The 19,146-nt window shown below is 62.6% G+C and carries 20 protein-coding genes; 10 read left to right on the top strand and 10 right to left on the bottom strand.

Translation table 11 applies throughout. From position 1 onward, the window contains the following. The first annotated feature begins 114 nt into the window (after positions 1 to 114). Positions 115 to 1,014 (top strand): bifunctional methylenetetrahydrofolate dehydrogenase/methenyltetrahydrofolate cyclohydrolase FolD, encoded by a 900-nt coding sequence (gene folD, locus SPHINGO391_RS18010; RefSeq protein ID WP_152010134.1) that lies wholly within the window; start codon positions 115 to 117, stop codon positions 1,012 to 1,014. A 108-nt stretch (positions 1,015 to 1,122) separates the two neighbouring features. Next, on the top strand, positions 1,123 to 1,704 hold the full coding sequence (locus tag SPHINGO391_RS18005) for a hemerythrin domain-containing protein (protein WP_152010133.1): 582 nt from the start codon (positions 1,123 to 1,125) through the stop codon (positions 1,702 to 1,704). A gap of 214 nt (positions 1,705 to 1,918) precedes the next feature. Here the strand turns inward: SPHINGO391_RS18005 and SPHINGO391_RS18000 are convergent, their stop codons facing one another. Then, positions 1,919 to 2,362: a helix-turn-helix domain-containing protein gene (locus tag SPHINGO391_RS18000; protein WP_152010132.1), complete on the bottom strand. Its 444-nt coding sequence runs from the start codon at positions 2,360 to 2,362 to the stop codon at positions 1,919 to 1,921. A 192-nt stretch (positions 2,363 to 2,554) separates the two neighbouring features. Here SPHINGO391_RS18000 and SPHINGO391_RS17995 point away from each other — a divergent pair, with 192 nt between their 5' ends. Beyond that, positions 2,555 to 3,973 (top strand): MATE family efflux transporter, encoded by a 1,419-nt coding sequence (locus tag SPHINGO391_RS17995; RefSeq protein WP_152010131.1) that lies wholly within the window; start codon positions 2,555 to 2,557, stop codon positions 3,971 to 3,973. Continuing rightward, on the top strand, positions 3,970 to 4,428 hold the full coding sequence (locus SPHINGO391_RS17990) for a MaoC family dehydratase (protein ID WP_152010130.1): 459 nt from the start codon (positions 3,970 to 3,972) through the stop codon (positions 4,426 to 4,428). The genes SPHINGO391_RS17995 and SPHINGO391_RS17990 overlap by 4 nt, the downstream gene beginning before the upstream one ends. A gap of 85 nt (positions 4,429 to 4,513) precedes the next feature. On the opposite strand, the gene SPHINGO391_RS17985 is transcribed toward SPHINGO391_RS17990, so the two are convergent. Beyond that, positions 4,514 to 5,587, bottom strand: a complete 1,074-nt coding sequence (locus SPHINGO391_RS17985) for a substrate-binding domain-containing protein (protein ID WP_152010129.1) — start codon at positions 5,585 to 5,587, stop codon at positions 4,514 to 4,516. Positions 5,588 to 5,933: 346 nt separating this feature from the next. Between SPHINGO391_RS17985 and SPHINGO391_RS17980 the strand changes: the two genes are divergently transcribed. From SPHINGO391_RS17980 to ugpC, 5 genes are all read left to right on the top strand, one after another. After that, the gene (locus SPHINGO391_RS17980; protein WP_152010128.1) at positions 5,934 to 7,283 is read left to right on the top strand and encodes an ABC transporter substrate-binding protein; all 1,350 of its coding nucleotides are present in this window, start codon (positions 5,934 to 5,936) and stop codon (positions 7,281 to 7,283) included. A gap of 79 nt (positions 7,284 to 7,362) precedes the next feature. Beyond that, complete coding sequence (locus SPHINGO391_RS17975) at positions 7,363 to 8,604, top strand: sugar ABC transporter permease (protein WP_152010127.1); 1,242 nt, start codon at positions 7,363 to 7,365, stop codon at positions 8,602 to 8,604. An 11-nt stretch (positions 8,605 to 8,615) separates the two neighbouring features. Further along, complete coding sequence (locus SPHINGO391_RS17970) at positions 8,616 to 9,755, top strand: carbohydrate ABC transporter permease (RefSeq protein ID WP_152010126.1); 1,140 nt, start codon at positions 8,616 to 8,618, stop codon at positions 9,753 to 9,755. Positions 9,756 to 9,774: 19 nt separating this feature from the next. Next, positions 9,775 to 11,442 carry an alpha-glucosidase gene (locus SPHINGO391_RS17965; RefSeq protein ID WP_193217438.1) on the top strand — a complete coding sequence of 556 codons (1,668 nt, stop codon included), beginning with the start codon at positions 9,775 to 9,777 and terminating at the stop codon, positions 11,440 to 11,442. Between the two features lie 33 nt (positions 11,443 to 11,475). Next, positions 11,476 to 12,564: a sn-glycerol-3-phosphate ABC transporter ATP-binding protein UgpC gene (ugpC, locus tag SPHINGO391_RS17960; RefSeq protein ID WP_152010124.1), complete on the top strand. Its 1,089-nt coding sequence runs from the start codon at positions 11,476 to 11,478 to the stop codon at positions 12,562 to 12,564. A gap of 126 nt (positions 12,565 to 12,690) precedes the next feature. On the opposite strand, the gene SPHINGO391_RS17955 is transcribed toward ugpC, so the two are convergent. From SPHINGO391_RS17955 to SPHINGO391_RS17925, 7 genes are all read right to left on the bottom strand, one after another. After that, positions 12,691 to 12,927, bottom strand: a complete 237-nt coding sequence (locus SPHINGO391_RS17955; protein ID WP_152010123.1) for a hypothetical protein — start codon at positions 12,925 to 12,927, stop codon at positions 12,691 to 12,693. 102 nt (positions 12,928 to 13,029) lie between these two features. Continuing rightward, positions 13,030 to 13,266, bottom strand: a complete 237-nt coding sequence (locus tag SPHINGO391_RS17950) for a hypothetical protein (RefSeq protein ID WP_152010122.1) — start codon at positions 13,264 to 13,266, stop codon at positions 13,030 to 13,032. Between the two features lie 209 nt (positions 13,267 to 13,475). Further along, positions 13,476 to 13,703, bottom strand: a complete 228-nt coding sequence (locus SPHINGO391_RS17945) for a hypothetical protein (RefSeq protein ID WP_152010121.1) — start codon at positions 13,701 to 13,703, stop codon at positions 13,476 to 13,478. 988 nt (positions 13,704 to 14,691) lie between these two features. Next, complete coding sequence (locus SPHINGO391_RS17940; RefSeq protein ID WP_152010120.1) at positions 14,692 to 14,931, bottom strand: hypothetical protein; 240 nt, start codon at positions 14,929 to 14,931, stop codon at positions 14,692 to 14,694. A gap of 109 nt (positions 14,932 to 15,040) precedes the next feature. Next, the gene (locus tag SPHINGO391_RS17935) at positions 15,041 to 15,280 is read right to left on the bottom strand and encodes a hypothetical protein (protein ID WP_152010120.1); all 240 of its coding nucleotides are present in this window, start codon (positions 15,278 to 15,280) and stop codon (positions 15,041 to 15,043) included. A 108-nt stretch (positions 15,281 to 15,388) separates the two neighbouring features. After that, entirely contained in the window at positions 15,389 to 15,628 is a 240-nt protein-coding gene (locus SPHINGO391_RS17930) for a hypothetical protein (protein ID WP_152010119.1), read from the bottom strand. A gap of 224 nt (positions 15,629 to 15,852) precedes the next feature. Further along, positions 15,853 to 16,080: a hypothetical protein gene (locus SPHINGO391_RS17925; protein ID WP_152010118.1), complete on the bottom strand. Its 228-nt coding sequence runs from the start codon at positions 16,078 to 16,080 to the stop codon at positions 15,853 to 15,855. Between the two features lie 766 nt (positions 16,081 to 16,846). On the opposite strand from SPHINGO391_RS17925, the gene SPHINGO391_RS17920 reads away from it, so the two are divergent. Further along, entirely contained in the window at positions 16,847 to 17,245 is a 399-nt protein-coding gene (locus SPHINGO391_RS17920; protein ID WP_193217339.1) for a hypothetical protein, read from the top strand. Between the two features lie 54 nt (positions 17,246 to 17,299). Here the strand turns inward: SPHINGO391_RS17920 and edd are convergent, their stop codons facing one another. After that, positions 17,300 to 19,117, bottom strand: a complete 1,818-nt coding sequence (gene edd / locus SPHINGO391_RS17915; protein ID WP_152010117.1) for a phosphogluconate dehydratase — start codon at positions 19,115 to 19,117, stop codon at positions 17,300 to 17,302. Positions 19,118 to 19,146 lie beyond the last annotated feature (29 nt).

The following is a 19,146-nucleotide window of genomic DNA, read 5'->3' as shown; positions in this document are numbered from 1 at the left end:
GAGGCTATCGGCCGCCGCCCTCGGTTTCGTAGGGTCCGCTCAGCGATGCGGGCCCCGTTGCGGGCCTGGCGCGGCATCTGAGACTGCAAGGCATGAGATCGAAAGGGACGGGATATGGCGAAGGTGATTGACGGCAAGGCGGTCGCCGCAGAGGTGATCGAACAGGTAACCGCCGCAAGCAACGCGCTCGAGGCTCAGACCGGATCCCGCCCCGGCCTCGCCGTGGTCATCGTTGGCGATGACCCGGCTTCCCATGTCTATGTCTCATCGAAAAGCCGCATGGCCAAGCAGTGTGGCTTCAAGTCGGTGCAGCACACTCTGCCGCTCGAAACCACGCAAGCCGAACTTGAGGCGCTGGTTGCCCAGCTCAACGAAGATCCCCAAATCCACGGCATCCTGGTGCAGCTGCCCTTGCCGGATCATCTCGCTGCCGACCCGGTGATCCAGTCGATCCGGCCCGAAAAGGATGTCGACGGCCTGCACATCGTCAATGCCGGCAAGCTGATGACCGGCGATCTTGAGGGCGGGCTGATTTCCTGCACGCCCGCTGGCGCCATGCTGTTCGTGCGCCAGACCCACGGAGAGGATCTTTCCGGTCTCAACGCGGTCGTCATCGGCCGCTCCAACCTGTTCGGCAAGCCGATGTCGGCGCTGCTGCTCGCCGCCAACGCCACCGTGACGACGGCGCACTCGCGCACGAAGGATCTCCCGGGCGTCTGCCGCAACGCCGATATCCTGGTCGCCGCCGTCGGACGTCCCCGCATGGTAAAGCCCGACTGGGTCAAGCCCGGCGCCACCGTCATCGATGTCGGCATCAACCGCATCGACGCGCCCGAGCGGGGCGAAGGCAAGACCCGCCTGGTCGGCGACGTCGCCTTCGACGAATGTGCAGAGGTCGCCGCAGTGATCACCCCGGTCCCCGGCGGCGTCGGCCCGATGACCATCGCCATGCTGATGGCCAACACCGTGACAGCGGCCATGCGCGCCCACGGGATAAAGCCGCCCGCGTTTTGAGGCGGTGGCTCGGGAGCGGAATGGGCGGCAACGGCGGTGGATGATTGGCGCCTTCGCCCCCGAGCGGAGGTCGTTGACTTAGCCCATAACAAGCCAATATGAGGCCTCATGACCGATCTTTCGACCAAACCGCTGGATGAACTCAGCGTCGATGAGGCTGCGCGACCCAAGGCCCCGCCGGTGCCAGAGGCAACAGACCTACACCGTCGCCAAGGCCGGCAACTCGCTGCAATCCACAGTCATTATCTCAGAGAAATGGCTCAAATCGGCGCGGTCCTCGTCAGGATCGAAGCGCGGGACGCTCCGCCGGAACACCTGAAGCAGCTTGTGCTTTCACTCGATATGGCTGAGAATTTTCGGGCGTTCGGATCGCTCTGCGGCCGTGAATGCCAAGTGCTCAAGTTTCACCACGATATCGAAAGCGCCGACATGTTCCCCCGGATTGAGGCAGCGGGTGGCGGCAGGTTTCGCGAGGTTGTGGCGAAGCTAAAGGCGGAGCACGAGGTCGTCCATGAATTGATCATCCGCCTCAGTCGCGCGGCAGATGCATTGGCGGAGTCCCCCTCGGAGGCAAACTTCGTTCAGGCCGGCAACACATTCCGAAAGCTCGAAGAGGTCGTACGCTCTCATTTCGGCTATGAGGAAACCGAGTTGGCGGAGGCCATCGGCTATTACCTCGGATCGATCTGACGCCGCACGTCCGCGTACCGGTGTTCGGTCGGCCGGGGCAGGGCTGGTCGAGGCGCGCGCAATCGACTCTACCGGCCGGATTTCCTGCACCGGCTCCGGCCACCATGGCTAGGTTGGCCGCTGCTACTGCACAATTTTTGCGACGAACGCATTGTGAAACCAGGGCCTTGGCGGAGCGCGCCGCAAGGGGCGTCTCGGTCCCGCTCTTTATCGCCTAATCCGATCCCAGGGCAGTCACGGTCCGGTAAGTAATCTCCTTGCCCGTGTTCATGTCTATGAGGACGGGCAAGATGGGCTCGCCGGTTTCGCGCGAGACCAGGGTGACGGAGGGTGCTCCCGTTGGCGGAACATGCGCGTTCGCCCACTCGATCACCGAAACCAGGACCGGGTAGAGCGCCTTGCCGCGCTCGGTGAGCCGGTATTCGTGGCGAGGCGGTCGTTCCTGGTAGCGCTCGCGGCGCAACACGCCGTTAGCCTCAAGCTTGCGCAGCCGGTCCGCCAGTACGTGGCGGGTGATGCCGAGCCGCTCCTGCATTTGTTCGAACCTGCGAACACCCAGGAAACAGTCGCGCAGCACCAGCATGGTCCAGCGGTCGCCAATCACCGAGAGGCCGCGGGCGACGGGGCAGGCTTCGGTTTGAAGGTCGTTCCATTTCATGGGCGCACCATAGCAGCAATTGACAGGTTCTGAAAAGGAACTTACTACTGTGCGTTCCAAAAAGGAATGGACTTGTTGAAAGCCATCTTGACCGGTGGCGAAACAGGTCAGGCATTGAGGTGGGACAATGAATGCTTCGGTAGTCACAGGAATGCTGGGCCGACGCCTCAACTCCCGTCGGGAAACAAGCTGATGGCTCTTGCGAGCCCCGCTCCCGCCGCGCCCGCTGCTGCCGATGCCGCGGCACACGCGCGGGCTTCCCGCACCCGGCTTCTGATAGAGGCCCCCATCGCCCCAACCCTGGCGAAGCTGGCGGCACCCAACGTGCTCGCGATGTTCGTCCAGGCCGCGCAAGGCATCGCGGAGGCCTATTTCGCCAGCCTGCTTGGCGTCACGGCCCTCGCAGGTCTGGCATTGGTGTTTCCACTGGTGATGCTGACGCAGATGCTTTCGGCCGGTGCGATCGGCGGGGCAATCTCGGCCTCCGTCGCCCGGGCGCTCGGGGCCTCCGACGTTGCGCGAGCCGCAACCTTGACCGTGGCCGCCTGGATTATTGCGGCAGCTCTCGCCCTTGTGATGGCGGTACTGGTTGGGCTGTTGGGGGCGCTCTTTTTCGAGTGGCTCGGCGGCGGCGAGGAGACGGTCGCGGCCGCGACGAACTACGCGCTGGTGTTCTTTCCCGGATGCGTGGCAATCTGGCTCTGCAACGCCTCGCTCAGCGTGATCCGCGGCACTGGCGAAATGCAGATGCCCGCTCTCGTACTGCTCCTTGTCTCTGTGGCGTCGATCCTTCTGTCGGGCGGATTTGCCCTTGGGTGGGGGCCGTTGCCTGCGCTCGGCATGGCCGGTCTCGCGCTTGGGCCTGTCTTGGCCTTCGCCTTCGGGGGCGTTGCCGCGATAGGCTACATCGTTTTCGGCCGGGCCGGCCTCGCCTTTCGGGGTGCGATGCAACGCCTCAGTGCCGGGATGTTCCGCGATATCCTGACTGTGGGGGCGCTCGCATCGATCAACACCGTGCTTACGACCGTTACGATCATCATGATGACGGGTCTTGTCGCGGGCTTCGGTGAAGCGGCACTGGCCGGCTACGGGCTGGGCGCGCGGCTGGAGTTCCTGATGATCCCGGTGATCTTCGGCATAGGTGCCGCGATGACGGCGATGGTCGGCGCGAATATCGGCGCAGGCCGGATCGACCGCGCGCTGCGCGTGGCCTGGACCGGCTCCTGCGCGGCCGCCGCTGTCGTCGGCGGTGTCGGCATGCTGCTGGCAGTCTTTCCGGACCTCTGGCTGGGCCTGTTCCTGGAACCCTCGAACACCGCCGCGCTCGACGCGGGGCGCAGCTACTTCCGTATTGTTGCGCCCTTCTATGCCTTTTTCGGGCTAGGCCTCGCACTTTACTTCGCCTCACAGGGGGCAGGGCGGATGCTGTGGCCGGTGATCAGCAGCCTCGGGCGCATGGCCGTTGCCCTTGTCGGCGCGCTGATCCTCACGACATACACGGACCTGGGGCTAAATGGCATCTTCGCGGCGATCGGGGCAGCCATGCTGGTTTACGGTTTTATCATAGCCCTTGCGGTTCGATTCGGCGGTTGGAGCAAGGCACGGCCATGACCGCTTTGTATCTTGAAGACTTTGCAGCGGGGCAGACCTTCGGCTCGGGCAGCCTGATGGTCAGCGATCGCGAGATCATGCGGTTTGGAGCGGAATTCGACCCGCAACCCTTCCACCTTGATCCGGAGGCTGCCAGGGACACATTCTTCGGCGGCCTCGCGGCTAGCGGCTGGCACACTGCGGCGCTGACGATGCGGCTGCTTGTTGATGGCGAGATGACCCCTGCCAACGGTATTGTCGGAGCGGGATTCGAGTCGTTGAACTGGCCCCGTCCGGTCCGTCCCGGCGACACGCTCCGCGTCGTCTCCGAGATTCTGGAAGTGCGGCCCTCCAGATCCCGCCCGACGCAGGGCATGATCAAGGTGCGAAGCAGGACTTTCAATCAGGACGGCGAAGTGGTCCAGGAATCAGTTGGCAATCTGGTTGTCATGGCCCGCCAGTCAGGCTCTGCCTGACGTCAGGAGCTCTTCCCGGGCGAGCCGAAAGCCTGTGTCCCGGGCATCCTGGCGGCAGCCATCTGGCGGATAGACCGGTCCAGGCCTAATCCGCAGGCTCGGCGGCACGCCCGCGCGCCCGTTTCCCCTCCGTCGGCACGGGCCCGGTCGAGGCGCGGACGATCAGTTCCACCGGCCAGATCTCCTGCACCGGCTCGCTCTCCACGCCCGTGATGATGTCGACAAGGCGTTCGCAGATCCGTGCGCCCGCCGCCCGGATCGAGGAACGGGTGGTGGTCAGCGGCACAGAGAAGCTCTCGGGCTTCAGGAACGGAAACACGTCGTCATGAGTGATCACCGACACGTCGTCGGGCATCTTCAGTCCGAGATGGTTAAGCGCGCGGACGATCCCCAGCGTGGTGAACATCGAGGCGCTCAGCACGCCGGTCGGGCGGGTGGCCGGGTCGCTGTCGCGAAACATCACCATCGCCAGCCGGTAGCCGTTCTCTTCGTTCATCGCCGCCGAATGATGCCGCAGGCTTTCAGCCGCCAGGCCGTATTCGCTCATTGCCCGGGTCACGCCGTTGAGCCGGTGCACCGCGAAGGCATAATCGGTGTCGCCGTTGAGATAGGCGAGCCGCTTGTGTCCCAGTTGCAGGAGCAGCCGCGTCGCGGCATGAAAGGCGCCCTCGTTGTCGATATCGACACAGGCATAGCCATCGGCTGGCGCGAGCGCCCGGCCATGCGCCAGGAACGGCAGCCCAAGCCCCCGCACCAGCGCGATGCGCTGCTCGTCATTGCGCATCGACGACAGGTAGACTCCGTCGACCGACCGGCTCGCGGCGATCCGGCGATAGGCCTCGCTTTCCTTTTCATAGGGCGCGGGCGTCAGCGACAGGTCGACCTCGCGGCTGAGCGCATGCTCGCCCATGCCGGACAGGAATTCCACGAAATGCGGATCGAGATCGACATTGCGGCCCACCGGCAGCACATAGCCGATCGATCCCGCCCGGCCGGTCGCCAGCTTGCGGGCGTTGGAGTTGGGCTTGTAGCCATGCTTGCGCGCCGCCTCGACCACCTTGAACCGGGTGCGTTCGCTGACTTCCGGATATCCGTTGAGCGCGCGCGAGATCGTCGTCTGCGACAGGTCCAATAGCTCTGACAGCTGCTTAAGGTTCAAGGCGCTGTTGTCCTGTGGTCTCAAAGCGGTTTGGAAAACCCTGAAAATGGGTGGTATCGGGCGGTCCAAGTCCACCATCTAAGCCCAGCAGGGCGCGCAAAAAAAGCAAAAAAGCCGATCATGCGCTGCAAAATGATTTTGCGTTGCAGCACAAGGTGAGGCGGTGCACCGCAGTCTGCCGGAGAGGGCGTAATTGAAGCCGTGGGACAACTTTAGCCCTTGACTCAGGCAGGCACACGTAATCCTCTAAAAGCATGCCAAAGCGCTTTGGGATTGCAGGGCGCCGGCTCGGAGAAACTGCTAAGCTTCACTGAGAAGGCCAATCATCGGCCGGGAGGAAAATTTGATGAAAAAACTGTTCTTGATGAGCGCGGCGGCGGCAGCCCTGACATTGGGCTCGGCCCATGCCGCGGATCTGAAGTTCACCCCGGGAGAGGGGGATTTCAACTGGGAAAGCTACGAGGCGCTCAAGGCCACCCAGCTCGACGGCGAGGAGGTCACGGTGTTCGGTCCCTGGCTCGGGCCGGACCAGGAGAACGTCGAGGCGGTGCTCGCCTATTTCGCCGAGGCCACCGGCGCCGACGTCAAATATGTCGGCTCCGACAGCTTCGAGCAGCAGATCGTCATTGATGCCGAGGCCGGCTCGGCTCCCAACATCGCGGTTTTCCCGCAGCCCGGTCTCGCCTCGGACATGGCCAGCCGCGGCTTCCTCTCGCCGTTGCCCGAAGGCACCGCCGAATGGGTCAGGGACAACTACGCCGCCGGCCAGTCCTGGGTTGATCTCGGCACCTATGCCGGCAAGGACGGCAGCGAAAACCTCTATGGCTTCTTCTACAAGGTCGATGTGAAGTCGCTGGTCTGGTACATCCCGGAGAACTTCGAGGATGCCGGCTACGAGATCCCTCAGACCATGGAAGAGCTCAAGGCCCTGACCGAGCAGATCGTTGCCGATGGCGGCACGCCCTGGTGCATCGGCCTGGGATCGGGCGGCGCCACCGGCTGGCCCGCAACCGACTGGGTCGAGGACATGATGCTGCGCACGCAGCCGCCGTCGGTCTATGACCAGTGGGTCGCAAACGAGATCGAGTTCACCGATCCCGCCGTCATCGGCGCCATCGAGGAATTCGGCTGGTTTGCCCGCAACGACCAGTTCGTCGCCGGCGGCTCCGGCGCTGTCGCCACCACCGATTTCCGCGACAGCCCAAAGGGTCTCTTCTCCTCGCCGCCGCAGTGCTACATGCACCACCAGGCCTCCTTCATCCCGGCTTTCTTCCCTGAAGGCACCGAGGTCGGTGTCGACGCGGATTTCTTCTACATGCCCGCCTATGCCGACAAGGATCTCGGCAAGCCGGTTCTCGGTGCCGGCACCCTCTGGGCGATCACCAAGGACAGCCCCGGTGCGCAGGCGCTGATCAAGTTCCTGGAATCGCCGATCGCCCATGAGGTCTGGATGGCCCAGAAGGGCTTCCTGACCCCCTACAAGGCGGTCAACACCGATGTCTTCGCCGATCCGACGCTCAAGAAGATGAACGACATTCTTCTTGGCGCCACCACCTTCCGTTTCGATGCCTCCGACCTGATGCCCGGCGGTGTTGGCGCCGGCTCCTTCTGGACCGGCATGGTCGACTACGCCGGTGGCAAGCCGGCCGAGGAGGTGGCCTCGGAAATCCAGAAGTCCTGGGATTCGCTGAAGTAATCCGGCGTCCTTTGCAAACAGGGCAATCCCGGCAGGCCGCCGGGATTGCCATCCGCACTGCCTTTTGGGGAGGGAAGGGATGCATCCGGCACTGCAGGGCTTGATCACCATCATCGTCGGCGTCGGCGGATGCGTAGGTTACTTCTATTTTTCCAACCAGTTTCTCGACCGGGTTCTGTTCCCGGCCAGGGGCGAGAATGCCGGTCGCAACATCAACCGGGCCAACCAGATAAGGCCCTGGCTGTTCATGTTTCCCGCGCTGTTCGCGCTCGGCCTTTACCTTGCCTATCCGGTGTTCGCCACGTTCTGGCTGTCCTTGACCGACCGCGATGCCGGCGGCGCCTTTGTCGGTCTCGCCAACTACATCCAGATGGCCGGCGAGCCGAAATTCTGGGAAGCCATGAGCAACAACATGCTCTGGCTGGTGATTGTGCCGGCTTTCTCCACCGCTTTCGGGCTGCTCGCCGCCCAGCTCACCGACCGCATTTCATGGGGCGGCATCGCCAAGTCGCTGATCTTCATGCCGATGGCGATCTCCTTTGTCGGCGCCGCGGTGATCTGGAAACTGGTCTATGACACAAGGCCCGCCGGCCAGGACCAAATCGGTATCCTTAACGCCGTCTGGCTGGCTTTCGACGGCGGATCGTTCTCGGTGCTGTTTCTCAAGATCGTTCCGCTGCTGCTGATCGCGGGTTTTGCGGTGCTGATGGGGCTCGCCATTTACCAGACCCTGCGTCCGGTCCTCGGCCGGGAGAAGGGCCATGGCAAATCGCACTGGTGGGCTCATGTCCTGCGCGGCGTCATCACCATCGCTGCTCTGTGGATGATCTGGCTGTCGCTCGGTGCGATCGTCTCGCTTTTCTCCGCCACGCTGCCCTATGGCGAGCCGCAGACCTGGCTGACCATCCCGTTCTGGAACTCGATCTTCCTTATGGTGGTGCTGGTCTGGATCCAGACCGGCTTCGCCATGGTGATCCTCTCGGCCGCGCTGCGCGGCATTCCCGAGGAAACCATCGAGGCTGCCGTCATCGACGGCGCCAACCCGTTCCAGATCTTCTTCAAGATCAAGGTGCCCCAGATCATGAGCACCATCGTCGTGGTCTGGACCACCATCACCATCGTCGTGCTCAAGGTCTTCGACATCGTCTTCGCCATGACCAACGGGCAATGGGAGACCCAGGTTCTCGCCAACTACATGTACGACAAGCTGTTCCGCGCCAATGACTGGGGCGTCGGCTCCGCCAGCGCCATGGTGATCATGCTGCTGGTCACGCCGATCCTGGTCTGGAATGTCTACAACGCCCGCAAAGAAACGCGCTGAGGGAGAAGGTGATGCACGCAACATCGAAAAAATCGCCTCTCGTCTGGGTCGTTCACATCTCGGTCGTGGCCCTTGTCGCGCTCTGGCTGTTCCCGACCGTCGGTCTGTTCGTGTCCTCCTTCCGCACCGCCGACCAGATCGCCAATTCGGGCTGGTGGGCGTCGCTTTTCACCCAGGAACGCCAGGCCCCGGCGATCCGGATCGAGGGCGCGGAAGAGCAGGTCGACGGCGAATTCGTCATCGCGGGCAATCTCTTCGAGGCCGGCAATGTCACTATCAGCCGCTGGGGCACCAGTTCGCGCGAACCCGAGGCCTATGAGCCCGATCAGGTGGTTGATTTGGGCGACGGCGAACGCCTGACCGTGGCCGAGAACGGCGCCTTCCGCCTGTCCGCGCCTCAGAGTTTCGGCAACAGCCGTCTGCCGCGGGTCTTCACCACGGCCACGCGTCCGCCCGAGTTCACGCTCGAGAACTACCGCTTCGTGCTGTTTGATCCCAACAACCGTGAGGGCATGGCCAAGGCCTTTTTCAACACGCTGACGGTCACCATACCGGCAACAATCATTCCCATCGTGATTGCCGCCTTCGCCGCCTATGCGCTGGCCTGGATGCGGTTTCCCGGGAGATCTCTGCTCATCGCTGCGGTCGTCGGCCTGCTTGTCGTGCCGTTGCAACTGGCGCTGATTCCGCTCCTGAAGCTGCACAACGACATCGGCATCGGCAAGGGCTATCTCGGTGTCTGGCTGGCCCATACCGGTTTCGGCCTGCCGCTGGCGATCTACCTGTTGCGCAACTACATGGTCGGCCTGCCGCGTGACATCATCGAAAACGCCCGCGTCGACGGCGCCACCGATTTCCAGATTTTCGTCAAGATCATCCTGCCGCTGTCGTTTCCGGCGTTGGCCTCCTTTGCCATCTTCCAGTTTCTCTGGACCTGGAATGATCTGCTTGTCGCACTAGTCTTTCTCATTGATTCGACCGGCGAAACCACCGTCATGACCAAGCAGATCGTCGAACTGCTCGGCACCCGCGGCGGCAACTGGGAGATCCTGGCAACCTCCGCCTTCGTCTCGATCGCGGTGCCGCTGGTGGTCTTCTTCGCCATGCAGAAATATCTCGTGCGCGGTCTTCTGGCCGGGTCCGTGAAATAAAGAGGCTTTTATGAAAACCATGACACTTGCCGGCAAGCGACAGCAAACTGGCGCCGAGATGACAGCTGATGCCGAATGGTGGCGTGGTGGTGTCATCTATCAGGTCTACCCGCGCTCCTACCAGGACACCAGCGGTGACGGCGTTGGCGATCTGATCGGCATCGCCGAGCGGATCGAATACATCGCCTCGCTTGGCGTCGATGCAATCTGGGTTTCCCCCTTCTTCACCTCGCCGATGAAGGATTTCGGCTATGATGTGTCGGACTACACCAATGTCGAGCCGATGTTCGGCACGCTTGGCGATTTCGATCATCTGGTCAAGGTGGCGCATGACCACGGCATTCGCATCATTATCGACCTGGTGCTCTCCCACTCGTCGGACCAGCATCCCTGGTTCATCGAAAGCCGCCTGGACCGCACCAATCCCAAGGCCGACTGGTATGTCTGGGCCGAGCCCAAGCCCGATGGCACCCCGCCCAACAACTGGTTGTCGATCTTCGGCGGTTCCGCCTGGCAGTGGGACGGCAAGCGCGAGCAGTATTACCTGCACAATTTCCTCACCTCGCAGCCCGACCTGAACTTCCACAACGAGGAAGTTCGCCAGGCTCTGCTGGACGTGGTGCGTTTCTGGCTCGACCGGGGCGTTGATGGCTTCCGGCTCGACACCATCAACTTCTATTTCCACGACAAGGAACTGCGCGACAATCCACCTCTCGCAAAGGAACTGCGCAACGATTCCATTGCGCCGGCGGTCAACCCCTACAACCATCAGCTCCATGTCTATGACAAGAACCGTCCGGAAAACCTCGAGTTCCTCAAGCGCTTCCGGGCCCTGCTCGACGAGTATCCCGGCACCACGGCCGTAGGCGAGGTGGGCGATGCCCAGATCGGGCTGCAGATCGTTGCCGACTACACCTCCGGCAATGACAAGATGCACATGTGCTATGCCTTCGAGTTCCTCTCCAACACGCGGCTGACAGTCGACCGTGTGCGAACCGTCATGACCGATTTCATGACGGCGGCGCCGGAAGGATGGGCCTGCTGGGCCTTCTCCAACCATGATGTCGTCCGCCACGCCACCCGTTGGGGCGACCATGTCAATGACAGGGAGCGGTACATGCGGCTGCTCGCAGGACTGATCATGTCGCTGCGGGGCTCGGTCTGTCTGTACCAGGGCGAGGAACTCGGCCTGACCGAAGCCGACCTGGCCTTCGAGGACCTGCAGGATCCCTACGGCATCCAGTTCTGGCCCGATTTCAAGGGGCGCGACGGTTGCCGCACGCCGATGGTCTGGTCCGAGCACGAGCAGTGCGCCGGCTTTACCAGCGGCGAACCCTGGCTGCCGGTTCCGCCCGAGCATCGGCAGCTGGCGGTTGACGCGCAGGATCATGTCCAGGCTTCGATGCTCAACCACTACCGGCGCCTGGTTGCGTTCCGCAAGGCGCACCCGGCGCTGGTCAAGGGCAGCCTCGAATTCGTCGAAACCGGGGATGCCGTGCTTTCGATGGTCCGGCGCGATGGCAACGAGGCAATCTTATGCGCCTTCAACCTGAGCGAAGAGATGCAAGTGATCGAGCGTCCCGAAGGCGCGCTCGAGCCGCTCGACGGGCACGGTTTTTCGGGATTCCTGCGACCGGATACGATAGAAATATCACCTTATGATGCTTTTTTCGCCAGGCTCGGGTGAAGCCAGTTCAGGCGTGAGGGGGAGGAGATTTGCATGGCCGGCTTGAAACTTGAGGGCTTGAAGAAGTCCTACGGCGCCGTTGACGTGATCCACGGGGTCGACCTGGAAATCCGGCAGGGCGAGTTCATCGTCTTTGTCGGCCCTTCCGGCTGCGGCAAGTCAACGCTTTTGCGGATGATCGCGGGGCTGGAGGAGATCACCGCCGGCACGCTGGAAATCGACGGCATGGTGGTCAACGACGTGCCGCCGTCCAAGCGCGGCATTGCCATGGTGTTCCAGTCCTATGCCCTCTATCCGCACATGACGGTCTACGACAACATGGCCTTCGGTCTGCGCATTGCCGGCCAGAGCAATGACGAGATCGACCGCCGGGTGCGTTCCGCTGCCTCGATCCTGCAGCTTGAGGATTACCTCGACCGGCTGCCAAAGGCACTCTCTGGCGGCCAGCGCCAGCGCGTCGCCATCGGGCGCGCCATCTGCCGTGATCCCAAGGTCTTCCTGTTCGACGAGCCGCTGTCCAACCTCGACGCCGCCCTGCGCGTGGCGACCCGCATCGAGATCGCCAAGCTCAACGAATCCATGCCCGAAACCACCATGATCTACGTCACCCACGACCAGGTCGAGGCAATGACCCTGGCCGACCGCATCGTGGTTCTGTCGAAAGGCGTGATCGAGCAGGTCGGTCCGCCGATGGAGCTCTACGACCGGCCGCAGAACCTGTTCGTGGCCCAGTTCATCGGCTCGCCTGCAATGAACATCATTCCCGGCACGATCAAAAGCACCGGAGACAACGCCACCATCGCCTTTGCCAATGGCAAGTCGGTTGAAACCGGCATTGCCGTTGCCGACGCCGACAAGGGCAAGACGGCTTCCTTCGGCGTCAGGCCGGAAGACCTTGTGGCGACCACCGGCGACGACTTCCTGTTCGAGGGCACGGTGTCGATCGTCGAGGCTCTGGGCGAGGTCACGCTGCTTTATGTCGAGGATCTGACCGAGGACGAGCCGATCATCGCCAAGATGCCTGGCCATCAGCAGGTCAGGCGCGGCGACAAGCTGCGCTTCACCGCCGACAAGGCCAAGCTGCATCTGTTCGATACCGCCGGAAACACCTACCGCCGCTGAAAGAACACGACCTCAACGAAAAAGCCCCGGCCTTGCGGTCGGGGCTTTTTACAGGGCGCGGGGGCGAGCGCCCTGGCGAAGGACAATCCGGTTGGGAGGAGCCCGGCCTGTCCGTCGGTTTCGTGCTTAGCGGTTGAACTGCAGTGCGGTGTAGCCGTTCGCCGGATTGTCGGTCGAGGGAATGCGGACAGTCGAGGCGGTCGCGGTGTAGTCGACGCCGCCCATGGCGCTCTTTGCGGCATGTTCGATAGCGGCCGGGCCGTAAACCGGTGCGTTCAGTTCGACATAGTCGTTGGGCGACTGGGCGAAGGCGCCGGTGGAAGCTGCGAGGGTCAGGCCGAGGGCGATGAGGATCTTGTTCATGGTCTTGTTTCCTTTGTGTATCTGGTTAAGCGGTGTGAGCACGGTTGCGGGAAGGGAGAGGCCCGATGGTGAATGCCCGGGCCCCTTTTCCCTCAGGCCGGCTTAGCGGTTGAACTGCAGTGCGGTGTAACCGTTGGCAGGGTTGTCGGTCGAAGGGATGCGGACGGTCGAGGCGGTTGCGGTGTAGTCGACGCCGCCCATGGCGCTCTTTGCGGCATAGGCTTCTGCGGCCGGGCCGTGGACCGGAGCGTTCAGTTCGACATAATCGTTGGGTGACTGGGCGAAGGCGCCGGTGGAGGCTGCAAGCGTCAGGCCGAGGGCGATGATGATCTTGTTCATGGTCTTGTTCCTTTGTGTGTCTGGTTCAATTGTTTGGTCTGAAGGGTGCGATCCGTGTCCGGGGCGCTCCGTTTTCATGACCCGTGTTCGAAGGTCATATGAGCAGTACGGGTGGGCTTGGAAAAAAGTTTCACGTCTCTTTTGTCTGTCCCTGCGGCGGGGGATGAAGCCGGCTGGAGGTGCCCGGCTTCATCCCCTCGTGGCCGGCCTTAGCGGTTAAACTGCAGCTCGGTGTAACCCTTCTTGGTTTCCGGAGCGCGGTCGAACGAGGCGGTCGCCGTGTAGTCGATGCCGCCCTGGGCGCTCTGTGCGGCATGGGCTTCGGCAGCCGGGCCGTGGACCGGTGCGTTCAGTTCAACCCAGTCGTTGGGGGACTGTGCGAATGCGCCGGTGGAGGCTGCGAGGGTCAGGCCGAGGGCGATGATGATCTTGTTCATTGTGGTCTTCCTTGTGTTTCGGTTTGTGTGTCTGTTTCGACAGTTCATGTTCAACTTGGTCTGGAGCGGTGACCCGGGGATCGTCTGCCGATCTGCTGTCCGGGCCGCGCCGTTCCGATGACCAAGAGATAGGCTGGGCCCGGATGACTTACGAACCACATGGCCGTGATCGCCAGGGGATGAAAACGTGATCCAGCGCGACTGATCCGATCGAAGAGGCAAGTTTTAATTAATAAATACAATGAGTTAGGTTGAGATTTCGATACGTGGTGCGCGACCGGCGTCAAGCGTGGCACACCCTCACCGTTCACAATCCGGCGCTTGCTGCGCTCTCGAAACCCCGGAAATCCGGGCTTCCCTGCGGGCGTCGATTTTGCAGAAATTTTCCACCTTTTCGCCCGCCTTGAGGCCCGCGCCAGGCGCTCTCACGGCCGTTCACGCAACGCGTGATCGGCCTCGACCGGAAGTGATGAAAATACGATCTATTCCTGCCTGACCGCACCCGTTTTCAGGTCGCAAGCCGCCTTCGCCGCCTCGCTTGTTCGGCCCGGATGAAGCGCCAGGCGCCAGCCGAAATGGCCGGAGCCGCACAAAAATAACCGGGATCGGGCGGCGGCTGTGCGCGCCGTTGACTGTCCATTGCCGGACACAAGCTTGGGTCAGTAGAAAGGAAGAGTGGGGGACATGGCAGTTCTGAACGCCAGCCCAGGGCCGGCGCCGGTCTGTGCGATTTGGGGGCGCTCTGGGCGTCCGCGGGCTCGCGGTCATGCAACGCGCCAAGTGAGCCGGCATTTGCCGCGCTTTGCTGTGCGGCCGGTCATCAGAAGCCGGCTTGGGCAGCGCCGATCATGTCAGCGGCGAAGCGGGGAGCCCGCAAACGAAAAATGCCCCGGTCGTCGACCGGGGCATCTTGCAAGGAACGTTCGGAAGGGGGTCCGAACGGGCTGATGCCGGTGGGAGGAACCCGGCGACAGCCATTCGTGCGTCCTTAGCGGTTGAACTGCAGCGCGGTGTAGCCGTTCTGTTCCGGGTTGTCGGTCGAAGGCGTACGGACGGTGGAAGCGGTCGCGGTGTAGTCGACGCCGCCCATGTCGCTCTTTGCGGCATGTTCCATGGCGGCCGGGCCGTGCACCGGTGCGTTCAGTTCGACCCAGTCGTTGGGCGACTGTGCGAAGGCGCCGGTGGAAGCTGCGAGGGTCAGGCCGAGGGCAATAAGAATCTTGTTCATCGTGGTAGTCCTTTCATGCTGGGGTGAAGACCAGTGGTCTTCGGTTTGCGGTCCTCAGGCGGACGAAGCCGGTTGGGAGGAGCCCGGCTTCATCCGCGGGATGCCGCTGTTAGCGGTTGAACTGCAGCGCGGTGTAGCCGTTCTGTTCCGGGTTGTCGGTCGAAGGCGTACGGACGGTGGAAGCGGTCGCGGTGTAGTCGACGCCGCCCATGTCGCTCTTTGCGGCATGTTCCATGGCGGCCGGGCCGTGGACCGGTGCGTTCAGCTCGACCCAGTCGTTGGGCGACTGTGCGAAGGCACCGGTGGAGGCTGCGAGGGTCAGGCCGAGGGCGATAAGAATCTTGTTCATTTGGGTAGTCCTTTCGTGATTGGGTGAAGACCGGGGTCTTCGGTTTGCGGTCCGGCGGCGGATGAAGCCGGTTGGGAGAGGCCCGGCTTCATCCGCGGGATGCCGCTGTTAGCGGTTGAACTGCAGCGCGGTGTAGCCGTTCTGTTCCGGATTGTCGGTCGAAGGCGTACGGACGGTTGAAGCGGTTGCGGTATAATCGACGCCGCCCATGTCGCTCTTTGCGGCATGTTCCATGGCGGCCGGGCCGTGGACCGGCGCGTTCAGTTCAACCCAGTCGTTGGGCGACTGTGCGAAGGCGCCGGTGGAGGCTGCAAGGGTCAGGCCGAGTGCGATGATGATCTTGTTCATTGTGTTGGTCCTTTTGGTCTTAGTTCGATGTCTTGGTCGCGAGCGGGGAACCGGCGAACTGCTTGTTGAAGCTGTGTCCGGCCTGCGCCATCTCGATGATCTTTTTTAAAGGCCATGGTCTGCAGAACGTTGGGGCTGGCGAAAAAGTTTCAGTGCCCTTTCGATTGCCACCGCGGCGGGGGATGAAGCCGGCTGGAGGTGCCCGCCTTCATCCCGTATGGCGATTAGCGGTTGAACTGCAGCTCGGTGTAACCCTTCTTGGTTTCCTGAGCGCGGTCGAACGAAGCGGTTGCGGTGTAGTCGATGCCGCCCTGTGCGCTCTGCGCTGCATGGGCTTCGGCTGCCGGGCCGTGCACCGGTGCGTTGAGTTCAACCCAGTCGTTGGGCGACTGTGCGAAAGCGCCGGTGGAGGCAGCGAGGGTCAGGCCGAGGGCCATAATCATCTTGTTCATCGTGTTCATCCTTGTGTGTCGGTTAGGACTGTTGGTCGTTGATCTGGTCTGAAACGGTGGCCCGTTGATCATTGTCCGATCGGCTGAGCGGGCCGCGCCGTTTCGATGAACCAGAGATGGGCCTGCGGCAGATGACTTGCGAAACACATGGATGTGATCGGCATGCGATCATGGCGTGACAAAGCCATGGGGCATTTTGTCAGGGAACTATTTTTATCGTTATATATCAGATGGATAGATTCGGGTGCCGGCTGTGATGACCGGATTTCGCGTCAACCCGGACTGTCATGCACCGTTCACAATTCCGCACTGTCAGGAAACTTGAAAGCCCGGATTTCGGCGGTTTCCCACATCGAGGAAAATGCGCCATTTTTCTCGGCTTGGGTTGGCCCGTGATCCCGGGAAAGGCCATTCTCACGGCTTCTCACGAACGCGTGATCGGTCTTTACGGCATGTGATTAAAATACGTCTTGTTTCCAGCCGGTTTTGAAGTCTCTCGCGGGGCCGGATCAGAGCCTTTGAGCGAGGTTCTCAACCGGATCGCTCGCCCTTTGCAATCCTTGCGGTCAGTTTATGCCTGCGTCTTGACCGATGCGCAGAAGCGCGAAATGCAGCAGGAATCGTTCTTTAGATCTGCCTTAAATGATTAAAATCAGATACTTAGACCGCCTCGCGATCATGATCCGTTAATCTTCCAGTGCTATCGTGGGTTCCATTGAAAACACATGGCCACCGGGGATGGGGCCAGGAACAAGGGGAACGTTACATGGCTGCGGGGACAAACTATCTGCAGAGAGAAGAATCCTTCATGTACGACCGCGAGGTCAGGTACAAGATGGAAGAAACAATGAATGAAGCCCGGATCGAATACACCGAGAAGGGCGTCATGCACATGGCGTCGCGCCGCTGCCAGCTGATCGGCATTTCGCCGGCCAGCGCCGTTCTCGGTATCCTGACCCAGTTCAAGCTGCCGCAGGAATTCAATCTCGATGTTCCCGAGGCGCGGATCTCCAGCGTCGGCTGCGTGCTGACCCGCACCTACACCAACAACACGGTCGAAGTGCGCTTCCTGCGGTTGCTCAACGACAAGGAACTGCACCGGATCTACGTCTTCAGCGCTCACCCCAACCATCGCGACCACGTCATGGACGTGCGCTCCTGGTAGGCAGATTGGCGGATCCGGCCGGCGCGGCCGTCGGGCCGCGCGGCACTCCGTCCTTTAGTAGAGAACGCTGGCGCCCTCATCGGCGGTGCCGGCGTTGTCTCTGAGCCGCGCGAACAGCTCCCGGCCCAGGCCCCATTCATTCTGGCTGAGGTCGGCGGTCGCCGGTTCCCGCGCTGCAAATTCCTCTGCCGGCACCAGAACCTCCAGCGATCCCGTCACCGCGTCGAGACGGATCATGTCGCCATCCCGTATCCGGGCGATCGGCCCGCCGTCCTTGGCCTCCGGTGTGACGTGAATGGCCGCGGGCACCTTGCCTGAGGCGCCGGACATCCGCCCGTCTGTCACCAGCGCCACGGCCTGTCCCCTGTCCTGCAGCACGCCCAGCGGCGGGGTCAGCTTGTGCAGTTCCGGCATGCCGTTGGCCTTCGGGCCCTGGAACCGCACCACGGCAATGAAGTCGCCCGCGAGTTCGCCGGCCTTGAAGGCGTCCTGCAGCCCGTTCTGCGTGTCAAACACCCGCGCCGGGGCCTCGACCACGTAGCGCTCCGGCTTCACCGCGGAAATCTTGATCACGCCCTTGCCGAGATTGCCGGTGAGCATCTTCAACCCGCCATTGGGCTGGAACGGCTTGTCCGCCGTTGTCACCACCTTCGCATCACCGCTGACTTTTGCGATCGGCTCGCGCACCACCGCGCCGTTCTCGCCGAGCCGGGCTTCCACCGCGTAGGATGACAGTCCCTTGCCCCACACGGTGCGAACATCCTCGTGCAAGAGCCCGACCGAGAGCAGCTGGTCGATCATGAAGCCAAGTCCGCCCGCCGCATTGAAATGGTTCACGTCCGCCGGCCCGTTCGGATAGACCCGGGCGAGCAGTGGAACCGCGTCCGACAGCTCTGAAATGTCTTCCCAGGTCAGCCGGATCCCGGCCGCCCGCGCCATGGCGACGAGATGCATCGTGTGGTTGGTCGACCCGCCGGTGGCATGCAGCCCGACAACGCCATTGACCACCGAGCGCTCGTCGATCATCTCGCCCACCGGGGTGAATTCGTTGCCGAGCGCGGTGATCGCAAGCGCCCGCTTGGTCGCCTCCGCTGTCAGCGCATCCCTGAGCGGCGTCCCCGGATTGATGAAGGACGCTCCGGGCATGTGCAACCCCATGATCTCCATCAGCATCTGGTTGGAGTTGGCGGTGCCGTAGAAGGTGCAGGTGCCCGGCCCGTGATAGGATTTGGATTCGGCCTCCAGCAGTTCCGCCCGCCCGACCTTGCCTTCGGCATAGAGCTGGCGGATCCGCACCTTCTCGTCGTTGGAGAGCCCGCTGGTCATCGGGCCTGCGGGAATGAACACCGCCGGCAGATGGCCGAAGCTCAGCGCCGCGATCGTGAGCCCCGGCACGATCTTGTCACAGACCCCGAGATAGACCGCCGCGTCGAACATGTTGTGCGACAGGCCGACGGCTGCCGCCATGGCGATCACGTCGCGGGAGAACAGCGACAGCTCCATGCCGGGTTGGCCCTGGGTGACGCCGTCGCACATCGCCGGCACGCCGCCCGCCACCTGCGCCACGCCGCCTGCCTCGCGTGCAGCCTTGCGGATCAGCTCCGGATAGGTCTCGAACGGCTGATGCGCCGACAGCATGTCATTGTAGGAAGTGATGATGCCGAGATTGGGCACCACGTCTTGGGCCAGATTGGCCTTGTCGTTCGGCCCGCAGGCGGCAAATCCGTGCGCCAGGTTGCCGCAGGAAAGCGTCGAGCGGAACGGGCCTTTCGTCGCCATCTCGCGCAGATGCGACAGATAGGTTTCGCGGCTTGGCTTCGAGCGTTCGACGATACGGGCGGTGACGGCTGCAATGCGGGGATCGACAGTCATGGCTGGTATCCTTCTGTTCGGTTTGGGTG

The organism is Hoeflea sp. EC-HK425 (assembly GCF_902498795.1).
Lineage (GTDB): Bacteria > Pseudomonadota > Alphaproteobacteria > Rhizobiales > Rhizobiaceae > Hoeflea > Hoeflea alexandrii.
The sequence above is the reverse complement of the archived record's forward strand: the minus strand, read 5'-3'. Positions and strand labels throughout refer to the sequence as shown.